Raw genomic sequence first — 21,420 nt, forward strand, 5'->3', positions numbered from 1 at the left:
GTGCCGTGGGCGCGAAGACCGCATTCATTGCCCCGGGATCACCTTGGGAGAACGGCTACTGCGAGAGCTTCAACGCCCGCTTCCGGGATGAGTTACTAAACGGCGAGGTCTTCACCACGCTGCGTGAAGCACAGATCCTCATCGAACGCTGGCGTCGCCACTACAACACGGTTAGGCCCCACAGCGCCTTAGGATACCGGCCCCCAGCGCCCAAAAGCATCGTCCTGATAGACCAAAGGCCGACGATGCATTAACATTCAAATTGGACCACTCGATGGGGGCACATCACATGGCGGAGATGGCATCGTTGAACGCTTGCAAGTGTTCTGATTCTTTCGGAAGCATGATCGCAAACTTGTCGCCGGTTGGGATCTCTGCGGACACCTGAAGCATATCCATCTGTGGCTGCGCAAAAGCGTAGCGCAGGCTGACGATGTCGTTTACCGCCGCTTCGATCCGTCCACTGCGCAGGTCGGTCAGCATATTCGCGGTGGTGTCGTAGCTGGAATAAGCTTTGTAGCCCAGTTCATCCTGACGCTCTTTCAGCCAGTTTTCCGGAAAAGACGTGGCGATCGACCCGATGCGCTTTCCATTGATGTCGTCGATGCTGCTGATGCCTGCATCCTTCTTGGTGCCCACGCCAAGCGCGCCGGAGAAATAGGGCTGCGTGAAGGACTGCGCCTCAAGACGTTCATCGGTGATCGTCAGCGAGGAAATCACGGCATCCACACGGCCCGAGGCTGTCGCCACGAAAAGGGCACGAAAATCGAGGCCGTTGATCTCAGTCGTCGTGCCGAGGCGGGTTGCGATCTCATTGATGATGTCGACTTCGAACCCCTCAAAGTCACCCGCTTCGTTCTTGAATTCCCAAGGCGGGTTCGCCGGGTAGGCTCCGATCTTAAGGGCCTCCTGAGCCATGGTGCTGGCGCCGGAGAACGTAGTCAGCGCCGCAACTGCGAGGCCGGTGAGCAGATTTCGTGTGGATGACATTGTGGTTTCCCTTGTTGCGTGGTGAAGCGCGTTTTCGCGTCTTGTTGTCGATATCGTTGGCATGTTTCGTATACGGATACAAACATTTTGTTTAAGCTTGAAGTTTATAATGGCGCTATAGGAGGGTTAAGGCTAAGGTTGCCTGCAACTTAGGACCAAGCTTTAGTATACAGTTAGGGGCGATCATGGCGGACACACCCAAGCGCCACATGAAGGACAAGATTTACGAAACATATCTGGGGCGTATCCAGCGGGGCGAGATCACATATGATGATCGCCTCGTCGACACCGCGATCGCGGAGGAGTTTCACGTATCGCGTATGCCGGTGCGTGATGCGTTGATGCGCCTGACGCATGAGGGCTACCTGGAAAGCACGACGAGAGGCTTCACCTTGCCCACCCTGCAGTATGACCAGATACTCGACATGTTTGAGTTGCGCCGTCTGCTGGAGCCACGTGCGGCTGCGCTGGCCACAGCCAACCTGACCGAGGCCGACCTGGAAACGCTGACCGAGGCCGTCGCCCGTTCAGAACGAACTCTGGAGACGGGCGATGTCGAGAGTCTTTACGCCGCTTCAGAGGATATTCGCCGCACCTGGATCATGGCAGTGCCGAACGTTGAGCTGCGGGAGACCATTCTGCGCTACATGGCGCAAATTCAGTCTGTCCGGCTGGTGACGCTGCGGGATGAGGAGGCACATCACACGCTGGTCGACCTGCATCGCCAGATGCTGCAGGCCTTTTGCAGTCGCAACGCTGCGCATGTCGAGCTTTTGCTGCTGCGCTATGTCTTTGCCGGGGAGGCCAGCTTCCTGCGCATAAAGGGGGAGGGGCCTCACGGTTGAAGTCAAGCATTGGCCCTTAATGGAGGCTCGACCGCGTTGTTGCACGAGTCTTCCGATGGAGGATCCAACGTGCGAATTCATGCGGTTACACGCGCCGCATGCGCAAGGCACCTCCCGCCCGCGATCGCACGACGAACTGGTTCAACAACAGACACCTGCATGGCCCAATCGGAAACATCCCGCCAGCACAGGCTGACGGGAACCCGTATGCACAGTTCGACGTGCTTGATATGCGCACATGAAAAGAAGCTAGGCCTCCGACAGGCCCGGGGCGATCCAGTTCGTTTTCTACCCACTATATATAACCCGGCTGCTGGCGGGTTTCGGCTGCTGAGCCTAACAGCCGAAATTAGCGGGTCAGGGCGCTAGCGAAGCCGCATTTCTGTCTTTGCGTCGAATAGGAAGGCATCATCGTCAGAAAAATCGAGGCTGATGGAGGCGCCTTCATCAAGCGCATCTTCGCCACGCGTTTCCACAATGATCTTGGAGCCGTCAGCACAGATCAGGTGATCATAGGCAACCGCGCCCAACCGCTCGCGCAGGTCCAGTGTCGCGGATCCTCCTGCGCTGACAGTGATTTGCTGAGGGCGCAAGCCCACAATGACTTTGGAGCCTTCTGGGGGAAGCGCCACAGAGGTGGTGATCTCACGACCGCCAAATGCGTCGACCGTGACCTTGCCACCGCACACCTTGCCTTCGACAAAATTCATGCTGGGAGAGCCGATAAAGCCCGCGACGAAGCGATTGTCGGGGTTGTTGTAGAGGTCCATCGGTTTCCCGACTTGCTCCACCCGGCCTGCACGTAGGACGACGATTTTATCCGCGAGTGTCATCGCCTCAACCTGATCGTGCGTCACATAGATCATGGTCGCGCCGATCTCCTTGTGCAGGCGCGCGATTTCCACTCGCATATCGACGCGCAGTTCCGCGTCAAGATTGGAGAGTGGTTCGTCAAACAGAAAGACATCGGGCCCACGCACGATTGCGCGGCCAATGGCGACGCGCTGGCGCTGACCGCCAGACAGAGCTTTGGGTTTGCGCTTCAGATATGCGTCAAGTTGCAGGATGCGGGAGGCCTCAGAGACTTTTTCCTTGATTTCCTCTTTGGGATGGCCGGTCATTTTGAGGCCAAACCCCATGTTTTCTTCAACACTCATGTGGGGATAGAGCGCGTAGGACTGGAACACCATCGCGACGCCACGCTCTGCCGCTTCGACGTTGGTCACGTCTCGACTGCCAATATGGATCTGGCCTGAAGTCGTTTCCTCGAGGCCTGCAACCATGCGCAACAAGGTAGATTTGCCGCAGCCCGACGGTCCGACAAAGACACAGAATTCACCGTCCTCGATGTCGAGGTTCACATCAAAGATGGTTTGTACTTCGCCGTATTTCTTCACGGCATTGGTTAGCGTTACGCCTGTCATGGATGTTGTCCTCTCTATGGGCGCGGGTGTTTCCTGGCCCGACGCCACTCCTCCTTCAGGTGGGGAACTGCCAGCTTTCAGCAGCCTCCGCGATCTCGTTTGCGGTCGTAAGCAGCCGTGGCTTCAGCGTGGTGAGCCCTTCCAGCGATTGCCGTTCGGTGGATGAGGTGATGGAAAGTCCGCCCATGACCCGACCCTTGGAAGAAAGGATCGGGGCGGCGATACAAATGATGCCAGGCTCATGCTCTTCGCGGTCAAAGGCGATCCCCTGCGCGCGAATGCTGTCGAGGTCGGCCCGAAAGTCGGTCTCCTTACCCAAGGTGTGAGGCGTGTGCTGGAAAAACGCTTGCCGCCGGATGGCATCCTCGCGGGCGTCTTCGTCGAGATGTGCAATCATCGCCTTGCCGACACCGGTACAATAGCCGGGGCCGATTTTGCCCGCCTGGCTGAACATCTCGATCGGGGTGCGGGCGTTGCGCTTGTCCACATACAGCACCTGACCATGATCCAGTTGCGCGAGGTGAATGGTCTCTCCGACTTCGGCCGATAGCGCATCGAGATACGGGCGGGCGACCGGCGCGAGCGAGCTTTGCCGCCATGCTGCGTGTGCGAGCCGCACCAAACGCAGGCCGGGTGAATAGGTCTGCTGAACTTCATCGAAGCGCAGCATGCCCTGATTCGTCAGCGTCTGGATTAGACGGTAGAGCGTGGCCTTGGGGTGGGGCGAGGCTGCGAGCAATTCTCCAAAGCGCACTGGACGCCCATATTCCGCGACCTGATCCAAAACTTCCAAGGCTTTTCCGACGGTTCCGTCGTTGCCGCGCTGCGGCGCATCCGGCGTTGCCATTGCTGTCCTCCCTTACGTCTCTGAACCCTCGGGTGAAGAGACTGTTGACATTCATAGCTAGAATCTCTCATGGTTTCAATAGTTGGAAACGGGTTCCACTATGTGAGACCGGCGACCGACAGTCAATAAGGGAGGATACCATGAACTTGCTGAAGGGAACGGCCGCAGGACTTGCGATGGTCGTTGGTTTGACCGCGTCTGCACAGGCCTCGGAGTTGAGCGGGACGCTCAAGATTTTCTCGGATATGTCGAACCCGGCACCACGCGCGGTGATGGAGAAGCTGGCATCTGATTTCGACGCCCTGCATCCGGATCTGTCGGTCGAACTGACCGTGATCGACCGCGAGGCCTATAAGACACAGATCCGTAACTTCCTGACCGCGAATGCGCCGGACGTGGCCAATTGGTATGCGGCAAACCGTATGCGCCCCTATGTGTCGGCCGGTCTGTTCGAGGATGTCTCTGATCTCTGGGCGGAGCCTGCGATTGCCGACAATCTTGCCTCCACCAAGGGCGCGATGACGCTCGACGGGAAGCAGTGGGGCGTGCCGTATACCTACTATCAGTGGGGCGTTTACTACCGCGAAGATATCTATGACGAGCTGGGACTGGAAGAACCCAAGGACTGGGAAGCCTTCAAGTCGAATTGCCAGAAGATCCTCGACTCGGGCCGCAAGTGCTTCACCATCGGCAGCAAGTTTCTTTGGACCGCTGGTGGCTGGTTTGATTATCTGAACATGCGCACCAATGGATATGACTTCCATATGGCGCTGACCAACGGTGACGTGGAATGGACCGATGATCGTGTGAAGCAGACCTTCGCAAATTGGCGCGAGCTGATCGATATGGGGGCCTTCATTGACAACCATCAGTCCTACAGCTGGCAGGAAGCTCTTCCGTTCATGGTAAATGGGGAGGCCGCGGCCTATCTCATGGGCAACTTTGCGGTGGCGCCACTGCGAGAGGCGGGCCTCAGCGACGAACAGCTGGATTTCTATCAGTTCCCGGTGATCAACCCTGATGTGGAACTGGCCGAAGATGCGCCGACCGATACGTTCCATATCCCGTCAGGCGCACAGAACAAGGAAGCTGCTCGCGAATTCCTGCGCTACGTGGTCTCCGCCGATGTGCAGACCGAGATCAACGCAGGCCCTGCTTTGGGTCAGTTGCCGGTCAATGCATCGTCCTCGGTGGATGCGGACGAAATGCTCAACCAAGGGTTTGAGATGCTGTCCTCCAACAGCCCCGGCGGCATCGCTCAGTTCTTTGACCGCGACGCCCCGGCAGAAATGGCTTCGATCGCGATGGAAGGCTTTCAAGAGTTCATGGTGTTTCCTGACAACCTGGAAGACGTCCTGAACCGTCTCGAGAAGGCCCGTCAGCGGATCTACTGATCGTGAATTTTTGGGCGGGCTCGCTTCCGCCCAAAAACCGCCACGCGATCTCTATGTCCGTTTCGCCGCAATAACTGACGTTTCGCTCACCCAGCCTGCGATCATCCGCAGCGTGGTGCGTGTATCCTGGAGGTGCTCCTTTGGTTGACACAACAACTCCGCTTAACGATGGTGCGCCGGGCTGGATCCGGCGCAACCGTCAGACACTGGCGCCGGCTCTGTTCCTGTTGCCGGGCGTATTGTTCTTCGCGTTCTACGTTATCTTTCCGATTGTGCAGAGCTTTAACCTGTCGTTCTACCGCTGGGATGGCCTGGGAGAGCCGGTCTATGTGGGGGCGGAGAATTATATTGAGCTGATGGATGACCGCGCCTTTGAGGTCTCCATGTGGAACAACCTGAAATGGCTGCTGATGTATCTGCTGGCGATCCCGGCGGGATTGGCGATTGCGCTGTTTCTGAACCAGAACGTTGTCGGTATTCGGCTATACAAATCTCTGTTTTTCTTCCCGTTTGTGATCAGCCAAGTGGTGGTCGGACTGGTGTTCAGCTGGTTCTACGACCCGACGTTTGGCTTGTTGAATCAGATCCTTGGTTTTTTCGGCTTTGGTACGGTCAATGTATTGGGTGATCCGAACCTTGTGACCTACGGTATTATTGTTGCCGGTCTCTGGCCGCAAACGGCCTATTGCATGATCCTCTACCTCACGGGGCTTAATGCGGTGGACCCCGAGCAAGTGGAAGCCGCCCGTCTGGATGGCGCAAAGGGCATGAAGATGCTGTGGTATGTCATCATCCCGCAGCTGCGGCCTGCCACATTCATTGCCTTCGTCGTGACGATCATCGGGGCCTTGCGATCTTTCGATCTGATTTCGATCATGACCAACGGCGGACCGTTTGGGTCGTCCCGCGTTCTGTCCTTTTACATGTTTGAAAAAGCATTGTCAGAATACGGTTTCCGCATGGGCTATGGCGCAGCCATCGCGGTGGTGCTGTTCCTGATCATGCTGTCCTTCATCGCCTACTTCCTGTGGTCGATGTACCAAGAAGAGAAAGGGGGCCGCTGATGTTCCCGCGTCCGATCGAGAAATCCTCTCCCGCCTGGGCCGCCACCTATCAGGCGCTCGTGCCGATGGCGCTGGTACTGTGGCTGTTGCCCCTGATCGCTGTGGCCGTGTTTTCCATCAAGCCGGATGTGGATTTCACCACCGGCAACTATTGGGGCTGGCCCTCCGCGTTCAAAGGCTTTGAGAACTACGGCAAGGTTTTCTTTGCTTCTGACATGCCGCGCTATCTCCTGAATTCGGTGCTGATTACAGTGCCGACGGTGATCGGTGCGGTGGCCCTGTCCTGCATGACCGGTTTTGCGCTTGGCGTGTATAAATTCCGCGGCAACCTCTTGTTGTTCTTCATGTTTGTGGCCGGGAATTTTGTACCGTTTCAAATCCTGATGGTGCCGGTGCGCGATCTGACGCTGGATATGGGTCTTTATAACACCAAGCTTGGACTGGTGCTTTTCCATGTGGCCTTTCAGACCGGTTTTTGTACATTGTTCATGCGCAACTTCATCCGCGCCCTGCCGTTTGAGCTGATCGAGGCCGCGCGGGTCGAGGGGGTCGCGGAATGGCGGATTTTCTGGTTTGTCGTGCTGCCGTTGATGAAGCCTGCGATCGCAGCGTTGTCGGTGCTGATCTTCACCTTCATCTGGAACGACTATTTTTGGGCAGTGGTGTTGACCCAGGGCGCCGAGAGCCAGCCGGTTACGGCGGGGATCACCTCGTTTAATGCGCAGTATCGTGCCGCCTATCACCTGATGAGTGCCGGCTCGATCGTGGCGGCGCTGCCGCCGGTGGCGATGTTTTTTCTGATGCAGCGGCATTTCATTGCCGGTCTGACACTCGGGGCGGTGAAATGAGCGCAGGTCTGCAACTTTGGCGGATTGATGCGCCGGGGCAAACGCTCGTGCTGTCATCTGACGGCGGTCTTCCCGGCGCGCTCTATTGGGGGCCTTCGCTGCACCCGGAGACGGATCTGAGCGCGCTGGCCCGTGCCTGTGAACAGGAAGTGACGGGCGGAATGATTGATCGTCTGCCGCCACTGTCGCTATGCCCAGAAGCTGCTCTGTCCTTCGAGGGGCAGCCGGGGTTGATTGCCTATCGCGATGGCGTGCCGCTCTATCCGCGTTTCCGGCTGGAAGAGACAAATGGCCTTCAGTTCACCTGTCGGGATCGCAAGCTTGACCTGACGCTGTTCATAGACTTCGAGGTGCGGGGCGAGACCATTGCGGCCTCGACGTCGCTGACCGCAGAGCAGGAGATCACACTGCATCATCTCGCAGCGCCGGTTTTGCCAGGGCCGCAAATGGGGCAGGAGATCGTGGATTTCTCGGGTCGTTGGATCGGTGAATTTCAAATGGAACGCGCCCCCTGGCGCGCGGGTATCCACAAGCGTGAGGCACGGTCCGGGCGGTCCGGTCATGAGCACCCGCCTTTGGCCTATTTCCCAGAAGCGGGCGCGACCAATACCCAAGGTACCGTCTTTGCCATGCACTATGGCTGGTCCGGCGGACATGTGATGTTGGCGGAAGAGCTGCCTTCTGGAAGGCGTCAGATACAGTGGGGCCATGCGTCCGGTGCGCGCCCTGCCGGCACCAAGTTTCGCAGCGCGCCGCTATATCTGGCGGTGTCTCAACGCGGTTTCAACGGATGTGCGACTGCCTTTCAACGCCTGCTGCGCGACCATGTGGTTGACTGGCCAAAGCCCGATATCCCACGCCCGGTGCACTACAATTGCTGGGAGGCGGTCTATTTCAAGCATGACTTCGGCGTTCTGAGCGAGATCGCAGAGCGGGCGGCCAAGCTGGGCGCGGAACGTTTCGTGCTTGACGATGGGTGGTTCGGGAAACGTGATGACGACACCTCATCGTTGGGCGATTGGGACATTGACCGCCGCAAATGGCCCGAGGGGCTGACGCCACTGATCGACCATGTCGAACGCCTCGGCATGACCTTCGGCCTGTGGGTCGAGCCGGAGATGGTGAACCTCGACAGCGATCTGGCGCGGGCGCATCCGGACTGGATTCTTGGGCCTGTCGATCAGATTGAGGGGCGCCAACAGCGCGTTCTGGACCTGTCGAGAGGCGACGTGAGAGACCACCTGTTCGATAAGCTTTCAACGATCCTGAGCACAAACCGGATCGACTATCTGAAGTGGGATCACAACCGTTTGCTACCCGTCGCTGATGCGACACAGTCTGAGGGCATTTATACGCTTTTGCGAGACCTGCGTACGGCTTTTCCCGAGGTCGAAATCGAGAGCTGTGCCTCTGGTGGCGGGCGGATTGATGCCGGAATTCTGAGCCTCACGCAGCGGGTTTGGCTGTCAGACAGCAACGACGCACTGGAGCGGCTGCGTATCCAGCACGATGCGGCGCTGTTCCTGCCACTGCCGGTCACAGGTTCGCATGTCGGGCCGCGCCGGTGCCATACGTCGGGGCGGATGATCGACATCCACATGCGCGCCTGGGTCGCGGCGCAGCGACACATGGGGTTCGAGATGGACCCACGCGAATTAACCGAGGTGGAGGCCGACGTTCTCACCCGCGTCACCGCCTGGTGGAAAGACAACCGACATTGGCGGATGGGTGCGGACATCCTGCGCCTCGATAGTGCGGATGACAGCGTCATCGCAGAACAGCAGCAGGCGGCCGACGGCAGTCGATTTGTGGTTTTTGCTGGTAAGGCGCGCACGTCGCATCAGATCATGCCGCGCCCGTTGCGGCTGACTGACCTCGATCCATTCGCGCTTTACCGGATCGATCTCGTCAACCGCGACGAGCTGCACCACCTTTCTCGGGGACGCACGGCACTGAAGGACGGGGCGCTCACACTCAGCGGTCAGATCCTGATGCAGCAGGGGCTGACGCTTCCCTGGCAATTCCCTGAAACGATCTGGGTGATCGAAGGAGAAAAACTATGACCAAAGACCGTCGCAGCCGTGGCTGGTACGGCAAGCTGGATAAGGACGGCTTCATTCATCGGTCCTGGATGAAGAACCAGGGCTTTCCAGATCATGCCTTTGACGGGCGACCGATCATCGGCATCTGCAATACCTGGTCCGAGTTGACGCCGTGTAACTCTGGCCTGCGTGACCTTGCTGAGGGTGTGAAACGCGGGGTCTGGGAGGCGGGCGGCTTTCCGGTGGAGTTCCCGGTGATGAGCCTGGGCGAAACTCAGATGAAGCCCACGGCCATGCTGTTTCGCAACCTTCTGGCGATGGATGTGGAGGAATCGATCCGCGCATATGGGATCGACGGGGTTGTGCTGCTCGGTGGGTGTGACAAGACCACTCCGGGCCAGCTGATGGGTGCGGCTTCGGTCGACCTGCCGTCTATCGTCGTCTCCTCCGGTCCAATGCTGAACGGCAAATACCGCGGTCAGGATATCGGGTCTGGCACTGACGTGTGGAAATTCTCTGAAGCGGTGCGTGCGGGTGAAATGACCCTGAAGGACTTCATGAGCGCGGAGTCGGGCATGAGCCGTTCAAAGGGAGTGTGCATGACCATGGGCACGGCATCGACTATGGCGTCCTTGGTGGAAGCCATGGGCCTATCGCTGCCAACCAACGCCGCACTTCCAGCGGTAGATTCACGTCGTATGGCGCTGGCTCATCTCACGGGGAAACGGATCGTCGAAATGGTCGAGGAAGACCTGAAGCCTTCTGACGTGATGACCAAACAGGCGTTTGAAAACGCCATCCTCGCAAATGCCGCCGTCGGGGGCTCCACCAATGCGGTGGTGCATCTTCTGGCGATGGCCGGTCGGGTTGGCGTGGAGCTGGACCTGAAGGATTTCGAGATCGGGTCCGAGATCCCATTGCTGGTCAACTGCATGCCCTCGGGCCAATACTTGATGGAAGACTTTTGCTACGCTGGCGGCATGCCCGTAGTGCTGAAGGAATTGCAGGACCAGGGTCATCTGCGCAACGCCAAGACGGTGCTGGGCGGCGATATTGCGGCCTATGCAGACGGGGCTGAGTGCTTCAACGAAGACGTGATCCACCGTTTTGACGCGCCCGTGAAACCCGCTGCCGGCTTGCGGGTGCTGCGCGGCAACCTTGCACCCAACGGCGCGATCGTGAAGCCCTCCGCGGCTTCGGATCATCTGCTGGAACACGAGGGCGAGGCCTATGTGTTTGAGAGCATTGAGGACATGAAGGCCAATATCGACCGCGAGGATTTGCCCGTGACGGCAGAGACCATTCTTGTGCTCAAGGGCTGTGGACCGAAGGGTTATCCGGGGATGCCGGAGGTGGGAAATATGCCGATCCCACGCAAACTGGTGACCCAAGGGGTGAAGGACATGATCCGCGTCTCTGATGCGCGCATGTCCGGCACCGCTTTTGGGACGGTCATTTTGCATGTTTCGCCCGAGGCACAGGCGGGTGGACCGCTGGCACTTGTCAAAACCGGCGACCGGATCAGCGTGTCTGCCTCAAGGGGCGAGCTGGAGCTGTTGATCTCAACAGAAGAAATGGAGGCGCGGCGCACGGCGTGGCGACCGGACGAACCGCACTATACCCGCGGCTATGCGAAACTCTACGTCGATCACGTCCTGCAGGCCGACAGGGGCGCGGATCTGGATTTCCTGGTGGGTAAGGATACTCGGCCCGTGACAAGGGAGAGCCACTGATATGGATCTTAACGCAACTTTCCGTGACCTTGAGGGGGCCTCCGTTTTCATCACTGGTGGCGGTTCTGGTATTGGAGCGGCACTGACCGAAGGCTTTCTGAAACAGGGGGCGAAGGTGGCTTTTGTCGGGCGCTCTGACGCCAGTGAGTTTGTCGAACGGATGGAGAGGGAGACCGGCAACAGACCGCTATTTGTCCAATGTGATATTACCGATATCTCTGCGCTGAAAGCTGCGATTGCACATGCCGCACACGCGCATGGCCCTATCGGCGTGTTGGTCAATAACGCTGCGAATGATCAGCGCCACGCGACACTCGATGTTGACGAGGATTTCTGGGACTGGTCGCAGGCAATCAATCTCAAGGCATACTTTTTCGCCTGCCAGGCGGTGCTGCCGGGGATGCAGCAGCTTGGCGGTGGCGCAATCGTGAACTTCACGTCGGTCAGCTACATGATGGGGAACAGTGGATATCCGGCCTATACCACTGCCAATTCCGGTATCAACGGCATGACCAGGAGCCTTGCGCGTGAATTCGGGCCTGACCGCATCCGTGCCAACGCGCTTGCGCCGGGCTGGGTGCTGACCGACAAACAGCTCGACAAATGGGCGACGCCGGAGGCGCTTGCCGCGCATCTTGAGCGCCAGTGCCTGAAAGACCATCTCGCACCCCAGGATATTGTTGAATCGACACTCTTCCTGGCGTCCAAATCCAGTCGCATGATCTCTGGTCAGGCGCTGGTGGTGGATGGTGGCGTTGTGGTGTCAGGATGAGTGATCTGAACCATACTCCGGCCCAATGGGTGGCGGTGGATTGGGGCACCTCGCATCTGCGGCTTTGGCCGATGGGGGCGGATGGGGTGCCGCTTTGCCGCATCGATTCTGACAAAGGCATGTCGCGGCTGACACCCGCTGAGTATGAGCAGACACTTTTGAACTTGCTGGAGCCGTATCTGACCTCGGACGGGGAAGTGACAGTGGTGTGCTGCGGCATGGCGGGCTCACGGCAGGGCTGGGCGGAGGCCCCCTACATGGCAACTCCGTGCAGGCCGCCCTCGTTTGAAACCGCAACACGCGTTGCAACAGGGGACAAGCGTCTTCGCGTGCATATCCTGTCAGGTGTAAAACAATCCGAACCTGCCGACGTGATGCGCGGCGAGGAAACCCAGATCGCCGGCGTCTTTGCGACCCACTCAAAGCTAGACGGGGTCATTTGTCTGCCCGGCACTCATACCAAATGGGTTTCGGTTCAAAAGGGCAGTATCACCGGGTTTTCGACCTTTATGTCGGGTGAGTTGTTCCAACTGGTCAGCGACCATTCCGTGCTACGGCATACGCTGGCGCATGAAGGCTGGGACGACCAAGCCTTCGACGCGGGGTGTCGGGATGGCGCTGCCAGGCCGGATCACCTGGCCAACGCGCTCTTTGGTCTGCGGGCTGCAGCTTTGTTGAACGATCTTGATCCGGTCGCAGCACGTGCGCGCGCCTCAGGATATCTGCTCGGCATGGAGGTCGCGGCGATGCGTGACGCCTGGCGGGGGAGCCCGGTTGTGGTCGTGGGCGACAATGCAATCGCGCAGGCCTACGCCACAGCCCTCAAGATAGGGGGCGCGACGGTCGAGATCTTTGAAGCGGAAAAAGCCACGCTGGCCGGTCTCAGCGCCGCCCGCGCTCAAATGAAGTAAGGATAAATCCATGAGCCGCAATATTATTGCCATCCTGCGGGGGCTTACACCCGAGAAAGCATTGCCTGTCACAGACGCGCTTATCGAAGCCGGAATTACGCGCATTGAGGTGCCGCTGAATTCACCCAGTCCTTTCGACAGTATTTCTGCAATGGTGGATCATGCTTCGGGCGGTGCGCTGATCGGGGCCGGGACCGTGCTTGACACGCAATCCGTCGCGCGTCTTCAGGACATTGGTGCGCAGATGGTCGTCTCGCCCGATTGCAACCCAGAGGTCATCGCGGCGAGCAAAGAGGCAGGGATGCTGTCCTTTCCCGGTGTGTTCACCCCAACTGAGGCACTCACCGCACTGCGCGCGGGGGCGGATGGGCTGAAATTCTTCCCCGCTTTCAAACTCGGAGTTGATGGCTTTAGGGCGATCAAGACGATCCTGCCTGCGGGTACCGCGACCTATGCGGTGGGCGGCGTGGGGCCTGAGAATTTTGCCGATTGGAAGGCGGCGGGGATCAGTGGTTTCGGGATCGGGTCAAATCTCTTTCAGCCCGGCAATACGGTTGCAGAGATCGCAGCCAACGCACGGAAGATGGTTCGTGCCTATGACGAGGCGTTTTCGTGAACGCGTCGGTTTTCAGTAATGTGGCCTGTGCACTCGGAGAGGGACCGCTTTGGCACCCGGAGCGCCAGCAGCTCTTTTGGTTCGACATTCTGGGCAAGCGGATGCTCTCGGTCGAGGGGGATGAGACGCGCATCTGGCAGTTTGACGAATGCGTCTCTGCTGCCGGTTGGGTGGATCATGATACGCTGGTCATCGCCAGCCAAACTGGCCTTTGGCGGTTCGACCTCTTGAGCGAAGAGCGCGTGCTTTTGTGTCCTCTGGAAGCGGGTAATCCGACAACACGCTCCAATGATGGGCGCGCGGATCCCTGGGGGGGATTTTGGATCGGCACCATGGGCTTTCACGCAGAAAAAGGGGCAGGGGCCATCTATCGCTACTATCGCGGCGAGTTGCGCCAACTGGTGTCGGATGTGACCATTTCAAATGCGATCTGCTTCGCGCCTGATCGCTCCTGTGCGTATTATACAGACACCAATGTGGGCACGATCTTGCGCCAGCCGCTGGCGGTTAAGTCCGGTTGGCCTGAAGGGAAGGCTGAAGTCTACCTTGATTTCAGCGGAAAGGATTTTGGCGCCGATGGCGCGGTCGTGGACGCGGATGGCAACCTCTGGAACGCGCAATGGGGCGCCGGGCGCGTGGCCTGCTACAGTCCTGAAGGGGCTTTGTTGGCATCTGTTTCCGTGCCAACCCCACAGTCCTCCTGCCCGGCCTTTGGTGGGGCGGATCTTTCCACTCTTTACATCACCACAGCAGCCGAGGGACTGGACCGCTCCCCCGCTGGTCAGACCTTCGCTGCGCCGACATCGGTCGTGGGGCAGCGTGAACATCAAGTCATCTTGTGAGACGATCATGAAACGAACCCTTGGCACCTGCTACTACCCCGAACATTGGCCGGAAAAAATCTGGGCTCAGGACGCCGCGCGGATGAAAGAGGCAGGCCTTACGTGGGTCCGCATCGGTGAGTTCTCCTGGTCAAAGATCGAACCTAACCCAGGTGAGCTGCACTGGGATTGGCTTGATCGCGCGATCGAGACGCTTGGGGCGCAGGGCCTGCAGGTGGTATTGGGAACGCCCACAGCGACGCCGCCACGTTGGATGGCAGATCGCCACCCGGACATGTTCGCCGTGGATGCACAGGGGCAGGTGCGCGGGTTCGGATCGCGGCGGCATTACTGCTTCAGTCACAAAGGCTACTTTGCCGAGAGCCAGCGCATCACCCGTCTGATGGCGGAGCGTTACGGCGGCAATCCCTATGTGGCAGCATGGCAGACTGATAACGAATATGGATGCCACGATACGACCATCAGTTATTCCGACGCCGCCAAAGTGGCTTTTCACCACTGGTTGTTTGAGACTTTCGATGGCGACATCAATGCCCTGAACGCGGCTTGGGGCAATGTGTTCTGGTCTATGGAATACCGCAGTTTTTCCGAGATCGGCCTGCCAAACCTGACGGTAACGGAGCCGAACCCCGCGCATGTGCTTGCGTTCAAACGCTTCAGTTCGGATCAGGTGGTGGCCTTCAACCGCGCTCAGGTGGACATCATCAAGGCATGCTCTACCGCGCCGATTTCTCATAACTACATGGGACGGATCACCGATTTTGATCACTTCAAGCTGGGAGAGGATCTGGAAATTGCGACGTGGGACAGCTATCCGCTTGGGTTCCTAGAGGACCGCGTTGGTGCGACGCCCGAAGAACAACGCGCCTATGCACGGCAGGGCGATCCCGATTTCCAGGCGCTGCATCACGATCTCTACCGTGCTGTCGGGCGCGGGCGTTGGTGGGTGATGGAGCAGCAGCCGGGCCCGGTGAACTGGGCCCCCTACAATCCGGCGCCGTTGCCGGGAATGGTGCGACTTTGGACCTGGGAGGCCTTCGCCCATGGGGCTGAGGCGGTTTGTTATTTTCGCTGGCGGCAAGCCCCGTTCGCACAAGAACAGATGCACGCAGGACTTCTGCGCCCCGACAGCGAGGACGCACCTGCCATCGAGGAGGCACGCGACGTGGCGAGGGAGCTGGAAGCCGCGCCTGAGGTCCAGTCCGCACAGGCTCAAGTGGCGATCTTGTTTGATTATGACGCCGATTGGGCTTGGTCGACGCAGCCGCATGGCGCGGGGCTCAGCTATTTCCAACTGATCCTCGACCACTATAAAGCGCTTCGGCGGGCCGGTCTTACGATTGATATCCTTCCCGCCAAGGCGCGCGATTTCGCCGGCTATAGGCTGATACTCGCGCCAGGCATGATGCATATGCCAGCGGATTTGAAAGCCTCGCTGGAACAGAGCGATGCCGAAGTCCTTTATGGCCCCCGTAGTGGCGCGCGGGATGATCACTTCAACATCCCGACCGATCCGCTGCCACCTGCGCTTGTCGGGCTTGATGTGACTGTTTCCCGAGTGGAAAGCCTGCGGCCGGATATGCCTGTCGCGCTTACGAATGGCGGCGCGGTACACCGCTACCTGGAGGTATTGGAAGGGGACGCCGAAGTGATCCTTGTGACTGCGCAGGGCGCTCCAGTGGCGATGCGAATGGGCAGACAGACCTATTGCGGCGGTTGGCTTGATGCGGATGGTCTGGATCAGTTGATCACGATCATTGGCACAGCGGCGGGTCTGGCGTTGCGCAAAATGCCTGAAGGGGTCCGTACCCGCCGCACCGCGACAGAGGAGTTCTGGTTTAACCATAGTGCTGAGCCCGTGCAGACCGAAGCGGGGCTTTTGCCTCCAGCAGGAATGATCAGGTGTGAGTTGTAGACTGCTGGGGCAGACGAACAAGTCGAAATGGTGACTCTGCACGAGTTTTGACAGGCGCGGCGTGCCGCGATGCGCATTGTTCCAGTTGTCTCGGCAGTCGAACGCGGTGTGTCGGTAGCATCGTCGCTATTGCAGGTATGATCGGCGGCGAAGGAATCTACTGCGCGTCAAATTGCCAATCACCGAACCGGTGTACCGCCAAGAGATCGTTTTTCTCCGCCAATGAAGTTGGGGAAAGCGCGCAGGTCAGCGGGGCGTTAAAAGTGGATACTTGTCGCAAAAGAGGGCGTTGGCGCGGGTGGGGCAGGCTAGAACCGTCCATGACCGCATTCTGCAAATTGCTAGGACCGTAAGGACGACGTGAATGAAACAGCTTGCCCTTGATGCCGCAGACATTCGTATTCTGAGTGCGCTGCAGAGACACGGCCAGTTGAGCAAAGCAAGACTGGCAGAGATTTGCAGTCTTTCGGCGACGCCCTGCTGGGCACGGCTGACTCGGTTGAAAGCTGCCGGGTATATTCGCGGCTATCATGCTGACATCGCATTGGCGCAACTGGCTGATTTCGCCCAAGTGATTGTGACAGTCTCGTTGAGCCGTCACCGGAAGATAGACTTTGATCGTTTCGAGGCCTTCATCAACAGTCGGGACGAGATCATTGACTGCATCGCCACGGGTGGCGGGGTCGACTACATCATGAAGGTGATCACCCCCACGCTCTCTGCGTTTCAGGATCTGATGGAAGAGTTTCATGCCGAAGATCTCGGCATTGATCGCTACATGACTCATTTCGCGACGCGGCAGGTGAAGTCAGCCTTGCCCAGTATCGCAAAGCTGGCATCTGCGAACGTCAAAAATAGGCAAGCCGGTCCAATCGGTCCTGTTGGAGGGCAATAAACGGCCTGACCAGACTGCGAATTGAAAAACTTCAGTCCACAGTCGCTGCATCTCTCGGACTATATCTCGGACAGAGTTTGGCAGTTTGTGGTCGGGAGGATCACGGACAAAACGGGAGGACGTTTCAATGCACGCAGATGATTTTGGTTTCGGCACACAGATCCGCAAATCACCCTATTTTGACGCAACTGTGCGTTGGGGCGCGCAAGGGTTTTCGGTCTACAATCACATGTATATCCCACGTGATTTCGGGGATCCGGAGCAGAACTTCTGGAACCTCGTGAACGACGCGATCCTGTGTGATGTCGCCGTTGAGCGGCAGGTCGAAATTACCGGTCCGGATGCCGCGCAATTCACCCAGATGCTGACCTGCCGTGACCTGTCCAAGATGGCTGTGGGACAGTGCAAATACATTCTGATCACAAACGCCGATGGCGGCATCCTGAATGACCCTATCTTGCTGCGCCTCGCTGAAAACCACTTTTGGATTTCGCTGGCCGACAGTGATATTCTGCTGTGGGCGCAAGGGGTTGCGATCAATTCCGGCCTTGATGTCACGATCGGTGAACCTGATGTCTCGCCGCTGCAATTGCAGGGTCCCATGTCGGGTGAGATCATGAAAGCGCTGTTCGGTGACGACATTATGGACCTGCGCTACTACTGGCTGCGGGAGGTTGAACTGAACGGCATCCCGCTGGTGGTGTCCCGCACCGGCTGGTCGAGCGAGCTGGGGTATGAGATCTACCTGCGTGACGGCTCCAAGGGTGATCTGCTTTGGGAGACGATCATGGCCGCGGGGCTGGAGTTTGGCCTGAAGCCTGGTCACACGTCGTCCATCCGGCGTATCGAGGGCGGGATGCTGTCCTATCACGCGGATGCGGACATGGGTACCAACCCGTTCGAGCTGGGTTTTGACCGGCTGGTGAACCTTGACATGGAGGCCGACTTTATCGGCAAAGCCGCGCTGCGCCGGATCAAGGAAGAAGGCGTCAGCCGCAAGCAGGTGGGTCTGATCCTCGACGGTGCGCCACTTACCGGGCCGAACACGACCTTCTGGGGGGTGCAGTCCGCCGGTGAGGAAATCGGCAAGGTGACATCCGCGGTCTATTCACCACGTCTGGAGAAGAACATCGCATTGGCTATGGTTGCCGCAGAGCATGCCAACATTGGCGCAGAGGTCGAGGTGGTGACCAATTCCGGCCCCGCCCGTGCGACCATCTGTGAGCGTCCGTTCTATGATCCCAAAAAGCAGATCGCAGCGGCGTAAGGCATCTTCAGCAAAGGCAATTCAAATGTCAGACCTCGCCATTGAGCTGCATTGGCAGCGTGCGGCACCTGTGTTTCAGACAGGGACATATTCCAACGAACATACGGTTCAGTACAACAACCGCTATGACATGCTTGTGGACTCCGCCCCAGACTGGGGCGGAGATCCGGACAACACAAACCCCGAACAGGCGCTGGCTTCGGCGCTGTCCAGTTGCCACATGATGACCTTTCTGGCGCTGGCGGCCAAAGCGGGTTGGCCGGTGGCAAGCTATCACGATTACGCTGAGGCGCATCTGGGCAAAAACCCAAAGGGGCAAATGTCGGTGACCCGGATCGATCTGCATCCCGTGGTGCGTTTCGATACCGGGTTTGCCGTTACCACCGAAGAACTGGCGCAAATGCAGGACCGCGCGCATCGATATTGCTTTATCGCCAATACTTTGGCTGACAGTGTAGAAATCAACATAGTTTGAAACCCCGAAAGGAGTATCGTCGTGAGCACCTCCGACATCCTGCAGCGTGATCTGGACGCGAGCGGAATTCTACGGCTGACACTGAATGATGTTGGGCGGCGCAATGCACTGTCCGAGGCGATGCTGGCAGAGCTCGGCGCGGCCTTTGATGCAGCGGGGGCGGACCAAGCCGTGCGCGTCGTTGTTCTGGCCGCCAACGGTCCTGCGTTTTGTGCCGGTCACGACCTGAAGGAAATGACGGCGGGGCGCAGCGCAGACGATGGTGGCAAAGCATATTTTGCCAAGATCATGTCGATGTGTGCGGGCGTCATGCAGGGCATCGTGAATTGCCCCAAGCCGGTCATCGCCGAAGTCACCGGTGTTGCGACTGCCGCCGGCTGCCAGCTGGTTGCAAGCTGCGATTTGGCGATTGCGTCGGATAGCGCATCATTCAGCACGCCCGGCGTTCATATCGGGCTGTTCTGCTCCACCCCAATGGTGGCGCTGTCGCGCAATGTGGCGAACAAACACGCGATGGAGATGTTGCTGACGGGCGATATGACGTCAGCCACGCGGGCGGCGGAGATCGGTCTTGTAAACCACGCCGTTGCGTCAGACGTGTTGCAAGACACGACGATGGAGCTTGCACGCAAGATCGCATCCAAATCCAGCATGACACTGGCGACCGGAAAACGTGCCTTTTACGCGCAGCGCGAAATGACGCTGTCTGACGCCTATGACTACGCCTCCCGCGTGATGGTCGAAAATATGCTGGCGCAGGACGCGCGCGAAGGTATCAGCGCATTCATTGAAAAGCGCAGCCCCCATTGGCAGGACGCCTGAGAGATGAGTGCGAACCCCTACGATACCGACCTGGACCGCAATCCCGCAAACCACCAGCCGCTGACACCGCTGACATTTCTGGAACGGGCGGCGTTGGTCTTTCCGGAACACACAGCGATCGTGCATGGCGCGTTGCGTCGCAGCTATGCGGAGTTTTACGCGCGGTCGCGCCAACTGGCGTCTGCTTTGGCGCAGCAGGCCATCGGGCGTGGGGATACGGTGTCTGCCGTGCTGGCCAATACGCCTGCAATGCTGGAATGCCACTATGGTGTGCCCATGTGTGGTGCAGTTTTGCACTCGGTGAATACACGCCTTGATGCATCCGTGATCGCGTTTCAGCTGGACCACGCCATGTCGAAAGTGGTCATTGTGGATCGCGAATTCATGCCTCTGGTGCAAGAGGCGCTGGCACTGGCAACAGTGAAGCCGCTGATCATTCAGTACAATGATCCTGAGTTCTCCGAGCCTGAGATCCAAACTGATCTGCAGGACTATGACGCGTTTCTCGCCACGGGTGATCCCGATTTTGACTGGCTGATGCCGCTGGATGAATGGGACGCGATTTCAATCAACTACACCTCCGGCACCACCGGCGACCCGAAGGGCGTGGTCTCGCATCATCGTGGTGCTTACCTCTTGGCACAGGGCAATGCGCTGACCACCTCGATGGCGAAACATGCGGTCTATCTCTGGACCCTGCCGATGTTCCACTGCAACGGCTGGTGTTTCCCCTGGACCCTGTCGGCGATTATCGGAACCCATGTGTGTTTGCGCCAGGTCAGGGCAGAGCCGATCTGGACCGCCTTGGCGGAGGAGGGCGTCACCCATCTCTGCGGCGCACCGATCGTGATGTCTCTGATGATCTCTGCCCCCGAAGCTCAAAAACGCCCTCTCAGCCAGACGGTTCAGGTCTTCACGGCCGCCGCCCCGCCGCCCGAAAAGCTGTTGGCAGATATGAAAGCCGCAGGTTTCGACGTGACGCATCTTTATGGGCTGACCGAAACCTACGGACCCGCCGTGGTGAATGACTGGCATCAAGACTGGTCAAACCTGCCTGCGGCGGAACAAGCGGCGTTGAAATCCCGTCAGGGCGTGCGCTATCTGCCGCTCGAAGGTCTTGACGTGTTGAACCCCGAAACCATGCAGCCCGTGCCGCGTGACGGCAAAACCATGGGCGAGGTGATGTTTCGCGGCAACGTCGTGATGAAGGGCTACTTTCGCAATCCTGCAGCCACGCAGGCGGCTTTTGCGGGGGGATGGTTCCATTCCGGTGATCTGGGGGTGCGGCACGCGGATGGCTATATCCAGCTCAAGGATCGCTCCAAGGACATCATCATTTCGGGGGGCGAGAATATTTCGTCGATCGAGGTGGAAGAAGCGCTGTATCGCCATCCTGCGGTTGAGACTGTCGCAGTGGTTGCGATGCCTCACGAAAAATGGGGCGAAACGCCCTGCGCTTTTGTGGAATTGGTCGGCGGTGAAACCGTGGATGCGACAGTCTTGCGTGCGTGGTGCAAAGAACAGCTGGCGTCCTACAAAGTACCGGGACAGTTCGTGTTCATGCCGATCCCACGCACCTCCACTGGCAAAATCCAGAAGTTCGTCCTGCGCGAACACGCCAAAGAGCTGGCATAACGTGAAACGGCAAGGCAACTGGCTCTCGTATGGGTTCACACTTGCGAGCAGCCTGACAGCATATGGCGGTGAAAAACGTTGAT

At 58.5% G+C, this 21,420-nt stretch carries 20 protein-coding genes; 17 read left to right on the forward strand and 3 right to left on the reverse strand.

Annotation, left to right across the window (positions count from 1 at the left end; genetic code table 11):
* Nucleotides 1-254: integrase core domain-containing protein (locus CLV89_RS14900; RefSeq protein ID WP_133166708.1), on the forward strand; the 254-nt coding region annotated here is incomplete at its 5' end.
* 31 nt (nucleotides 255-285) lie between these two features.
* Here CLV89_RS14900 and CLV89_RS14905 read toward each other — a convergent pair.
* Nucleotides 286-990, reverse strand: a complete 705-nt coding sequence (locus CLV89_RS14905) for an ABC transporter substrate-binding protein (RefSeq protein WP_165798138.1) — start codon at nucleotides 988-990, stop codon at nucleotides 286-288.
* A 185-nt stretch (nucleotides 991-1,175) separates the two neighbouring features.
* Here CLV89_RS14905 and CLV89_RS14910 point away from each other — a divergent pair, with 185 nt between their 5' ends.
* On the forward strand, nucleotides 1,176-1,835 hold the full coding sequence (locus CLV89_RS14910) for a GntR family transcriptional regulator (RefSeq protein WP_106164468.1): 660 nt from the start codon (nucleotides 1,176-1,178) through the stop codon (nucleotides 1,833-1,835).
* A 365-nt stretch (nucleotides 1,836-2,200) separates the two neighbouring features.
* On the opposite strand, the gene CLV89_RS14915 is transcribed toward CLV89_RS14910, so the two are convergent.
* Nucleotides 2,201-3,259, reverse strand: coding sequence for an ABC transporter ATP-binding protein (locus tag CLV89_RS14915; RefSeq protein WP_106164469.1), 1,059 nt, complete (start codon nucleotides 3,257-3,259; stop codon nucleotides 2,201-2,203).
* Between the two features lie 55 nt (nucleotides 3,260-3,314).
* Complete coding sequence (locus tag CLV89_RS14920; protein ID WP_106164470.1) at nucleotides 3,315-4,106, reverse strand: IclR family transcriptional regulator; 792 nt, start codon at nucleotides 4,104-4,106, stop codon at nucleotides 3,315-3,317.
* A 140-nt stretch (nucleotides 4,107-4,246) separates the two neighbouring features.
* On the opposite strand from CLV89_RS14920, the gene CLV89_RS14925 reads away from it, so the two are divergent.
* The 15 genes from CLV89_RS14925 (at nucleotide 4,247) to CLV89_RS14995 (ending at nucleotide 21,337) form a co-directional block, all read left to right on the forward strand.
* The gene (locus tag CLV89_RS14925; RefSeq protein WP_106164471.1) at nucleotides 4,247-5,500 is read left to right on the forward strand and encodes an ABC transporter substrate-binding protein; all 1,254 of its coding nucleotides are present in this window, start codon (nucleotides 4,247-4,249) and stop codon (nucleotides 5,498-5,500) included.
* 140 nt (nucleotides 5,501-5,640) lie between these two features.
* Nucleotides 5,641-6,564, forward strand: coding sequence for a carbohydrate ABC transporter permease (locus CLV89_RS14930; protein ID WP_207796943.1), 924 nt, complete (start codon nucleotides 5,641-5,643; stop codon nucleotides 6,562-6,564).
* Entirely contained in the window at nucleotides 6,564-7,412 is an 849-nt protein-coding gene (locus CLV89_RS14935; RefSeq protein ID WP_106164473.1) for a carbohydrate ABC transporter permease, read from the forward strand. The genes CLV89_RS14930 and CLV89_RS14935 overlap by 1 nt, the downstream gene beginning before the upstream one ends.
* Entirely contained in the window at nucleotides 7,409-9,475 is a 2,067-nt protein-coding gene (locus CLV89_RS14940; protein WP_106164474.1) for an alpha-galactosidase, read from the forward strand. Before CLV89_RS14935 ends, CLV89_RS14940 begins: the two co-directional genes overlap by 4 nt.
* Nucleotides 9,472-11,187 (forward strand): IlvD/Edd family dehydratase, encoded by a 1,716-nt coding sequence (locus tag CLV89_RS14945; RefSeq protein ID WP_106164475.1) that lies wholly within the window; start codon nucleotides 9,472-9,474, stop codon nucleotides 11,185-11,187. The genes CLV89_RS14940 and CLV89_RS14945 overlap by 4 nt, the downstream gene beginning before the upstream one ends.
* A gap of 1 nt (nucleotide 11,188) precedes the next feature.
* Nucleotides 11,189-11,959, forward strand: coding sequence for an SDR family NAD(P)-dependent oxidoreductase (locus CLV89_RS14950; protein ID WP_106164476.1), 771 nt, complete (start codon nucleotides 11,189-11,191; stop codon nucleotides 11,957-11,959).
* Entirely contained in the window at nucleotides 11,956-12,870 is a 915-nt protein-coding gene (locus CLV89_RS14955; protein ID WP_106164477.1) for a 2-dehydro-3-deoxygalactonokinase, read from the forward strand. Before CLV89_RS14950 ends, CLV89_RS14955 begins: the two co-directional genes overlap by 4 nt.
* Before the next feature lie 10 nt (nucleotides 12,871-12,880).
* Nucleotides 12,881-13,486 (forward strand): 2-dehydro-3-deoxy-6-phosphogalactonate aldolase, encoded by a 606-nt coding sequence (locus CLV89_RS14960; protein ID WP_106164478.1) that lies wholly within the window; start codon nucleotides 12,881-12,883, stop codon nucleotides 13,484-13,486.
* Nucleotides 13,483-14,328, forward strand: coding sequence for an SMP-30/gluconolactonase/LRE family protein (locus CLV89_RS14965; protein ID WP_106164479.1), 846 nt, complete (start codon nucleotides 13,483-13,485; stop codon nucleotides 14,326-14,328). The genes CLV89_RS14960 and CLV89_RS14965 overlap by 4 nt, the downstream gene beginning before the upstream one ends.
* A gap of 7 nt (nucleotides 14,329-14,335) precedes the next feature.
* Nucleotides 14,336-16,243 (forward strand): beta-galactosidase, encoded by a 1,908-nt coding sequence (locus CLV89_RS14970; protein WP_106164480.1) that lies wholly within the window; start codon nucleotides 14,336-14,338, stop codon nucleotides 16,241-16,243.
* Between the two features lie 364 nt (nucleotides 16,244-16,607).
* Nucleotides 16,608-17,138 carry an Lrp/AsnC family transcriptional regulator gene (locus CLV89_RS14975; RefSeq protein ID WP_106164481.1) on the forward strand — a complete coding sequence of 177 codons (531 nt, stop codon included), beginning with the start codon at nucleotides 16,608-16,610 and terminating at the stop codon, nucleotides 17,136-17,138.
* 127 nt (nucleotides 17,139-17,265) lie between these two features.
* Nucleotides 17,266-18,405 (forward strand): glycine cleavage T C-terminal barrel domain-containing protein, encoded by a 1,140-nt coding sequence (locus CLV89_RS14980; protein ID WP_106164482.1) that lies wholly within the window; start codon nucleotides 17,266-17,268, stop codon nucleotides 18,403-18,405.
* A gap of 25 nt (nucleotides 18,406-18,430) precedes the next feature.
* On the forward strand, nucleotides 18,431-18,880 hold the full coding sequence (locus tag CLV89_RS14985; protein WP_106164483.1) for an OsmC family protein: 450 nt from the start codon (nucleotides 18,431-18,433) through the stop codon (nucleotides 18,878-18,880).
* A 21-nt stretch (nucleotides 18,881-18,901) separates the two neighbouring features.
* On the forward strand, nucleotides 18,902-19,702 hold the full coding sequence (locus CLV89_RS14990; protein ID WP_106164484.1) for an enoyl-CoA hydratase: 801 nt from the start codon (nucleotides 18,902-18,904) through the stop codon (nucleotides 19,700-19,702).
* 3 nt (nucleotides 19,703-19,705) lie between these two features.
* A complete protein-coding gene (locus CLV89_RS14995) occupies nucleotides 19,706-21,337 on the forward strand; it encodes an acyl-CoA synthetase (RefSeq protein WP_106164485.1) in 1,632 nt (543 codons plus the stop codon).
* Nucleotides 21,338-21,420: the final 83 nt, after the last annotated feature.

It is taken from the genome of Tritonibacter scottomollicae, from assembly GCF_003003215.1.
GTDB lineage: Bacteria > Pseudomonadota > Alphaproteobacteria > Rhodobacterales > Rhodobacteraceae > Epibacterium > Epibacterium scottomollicae.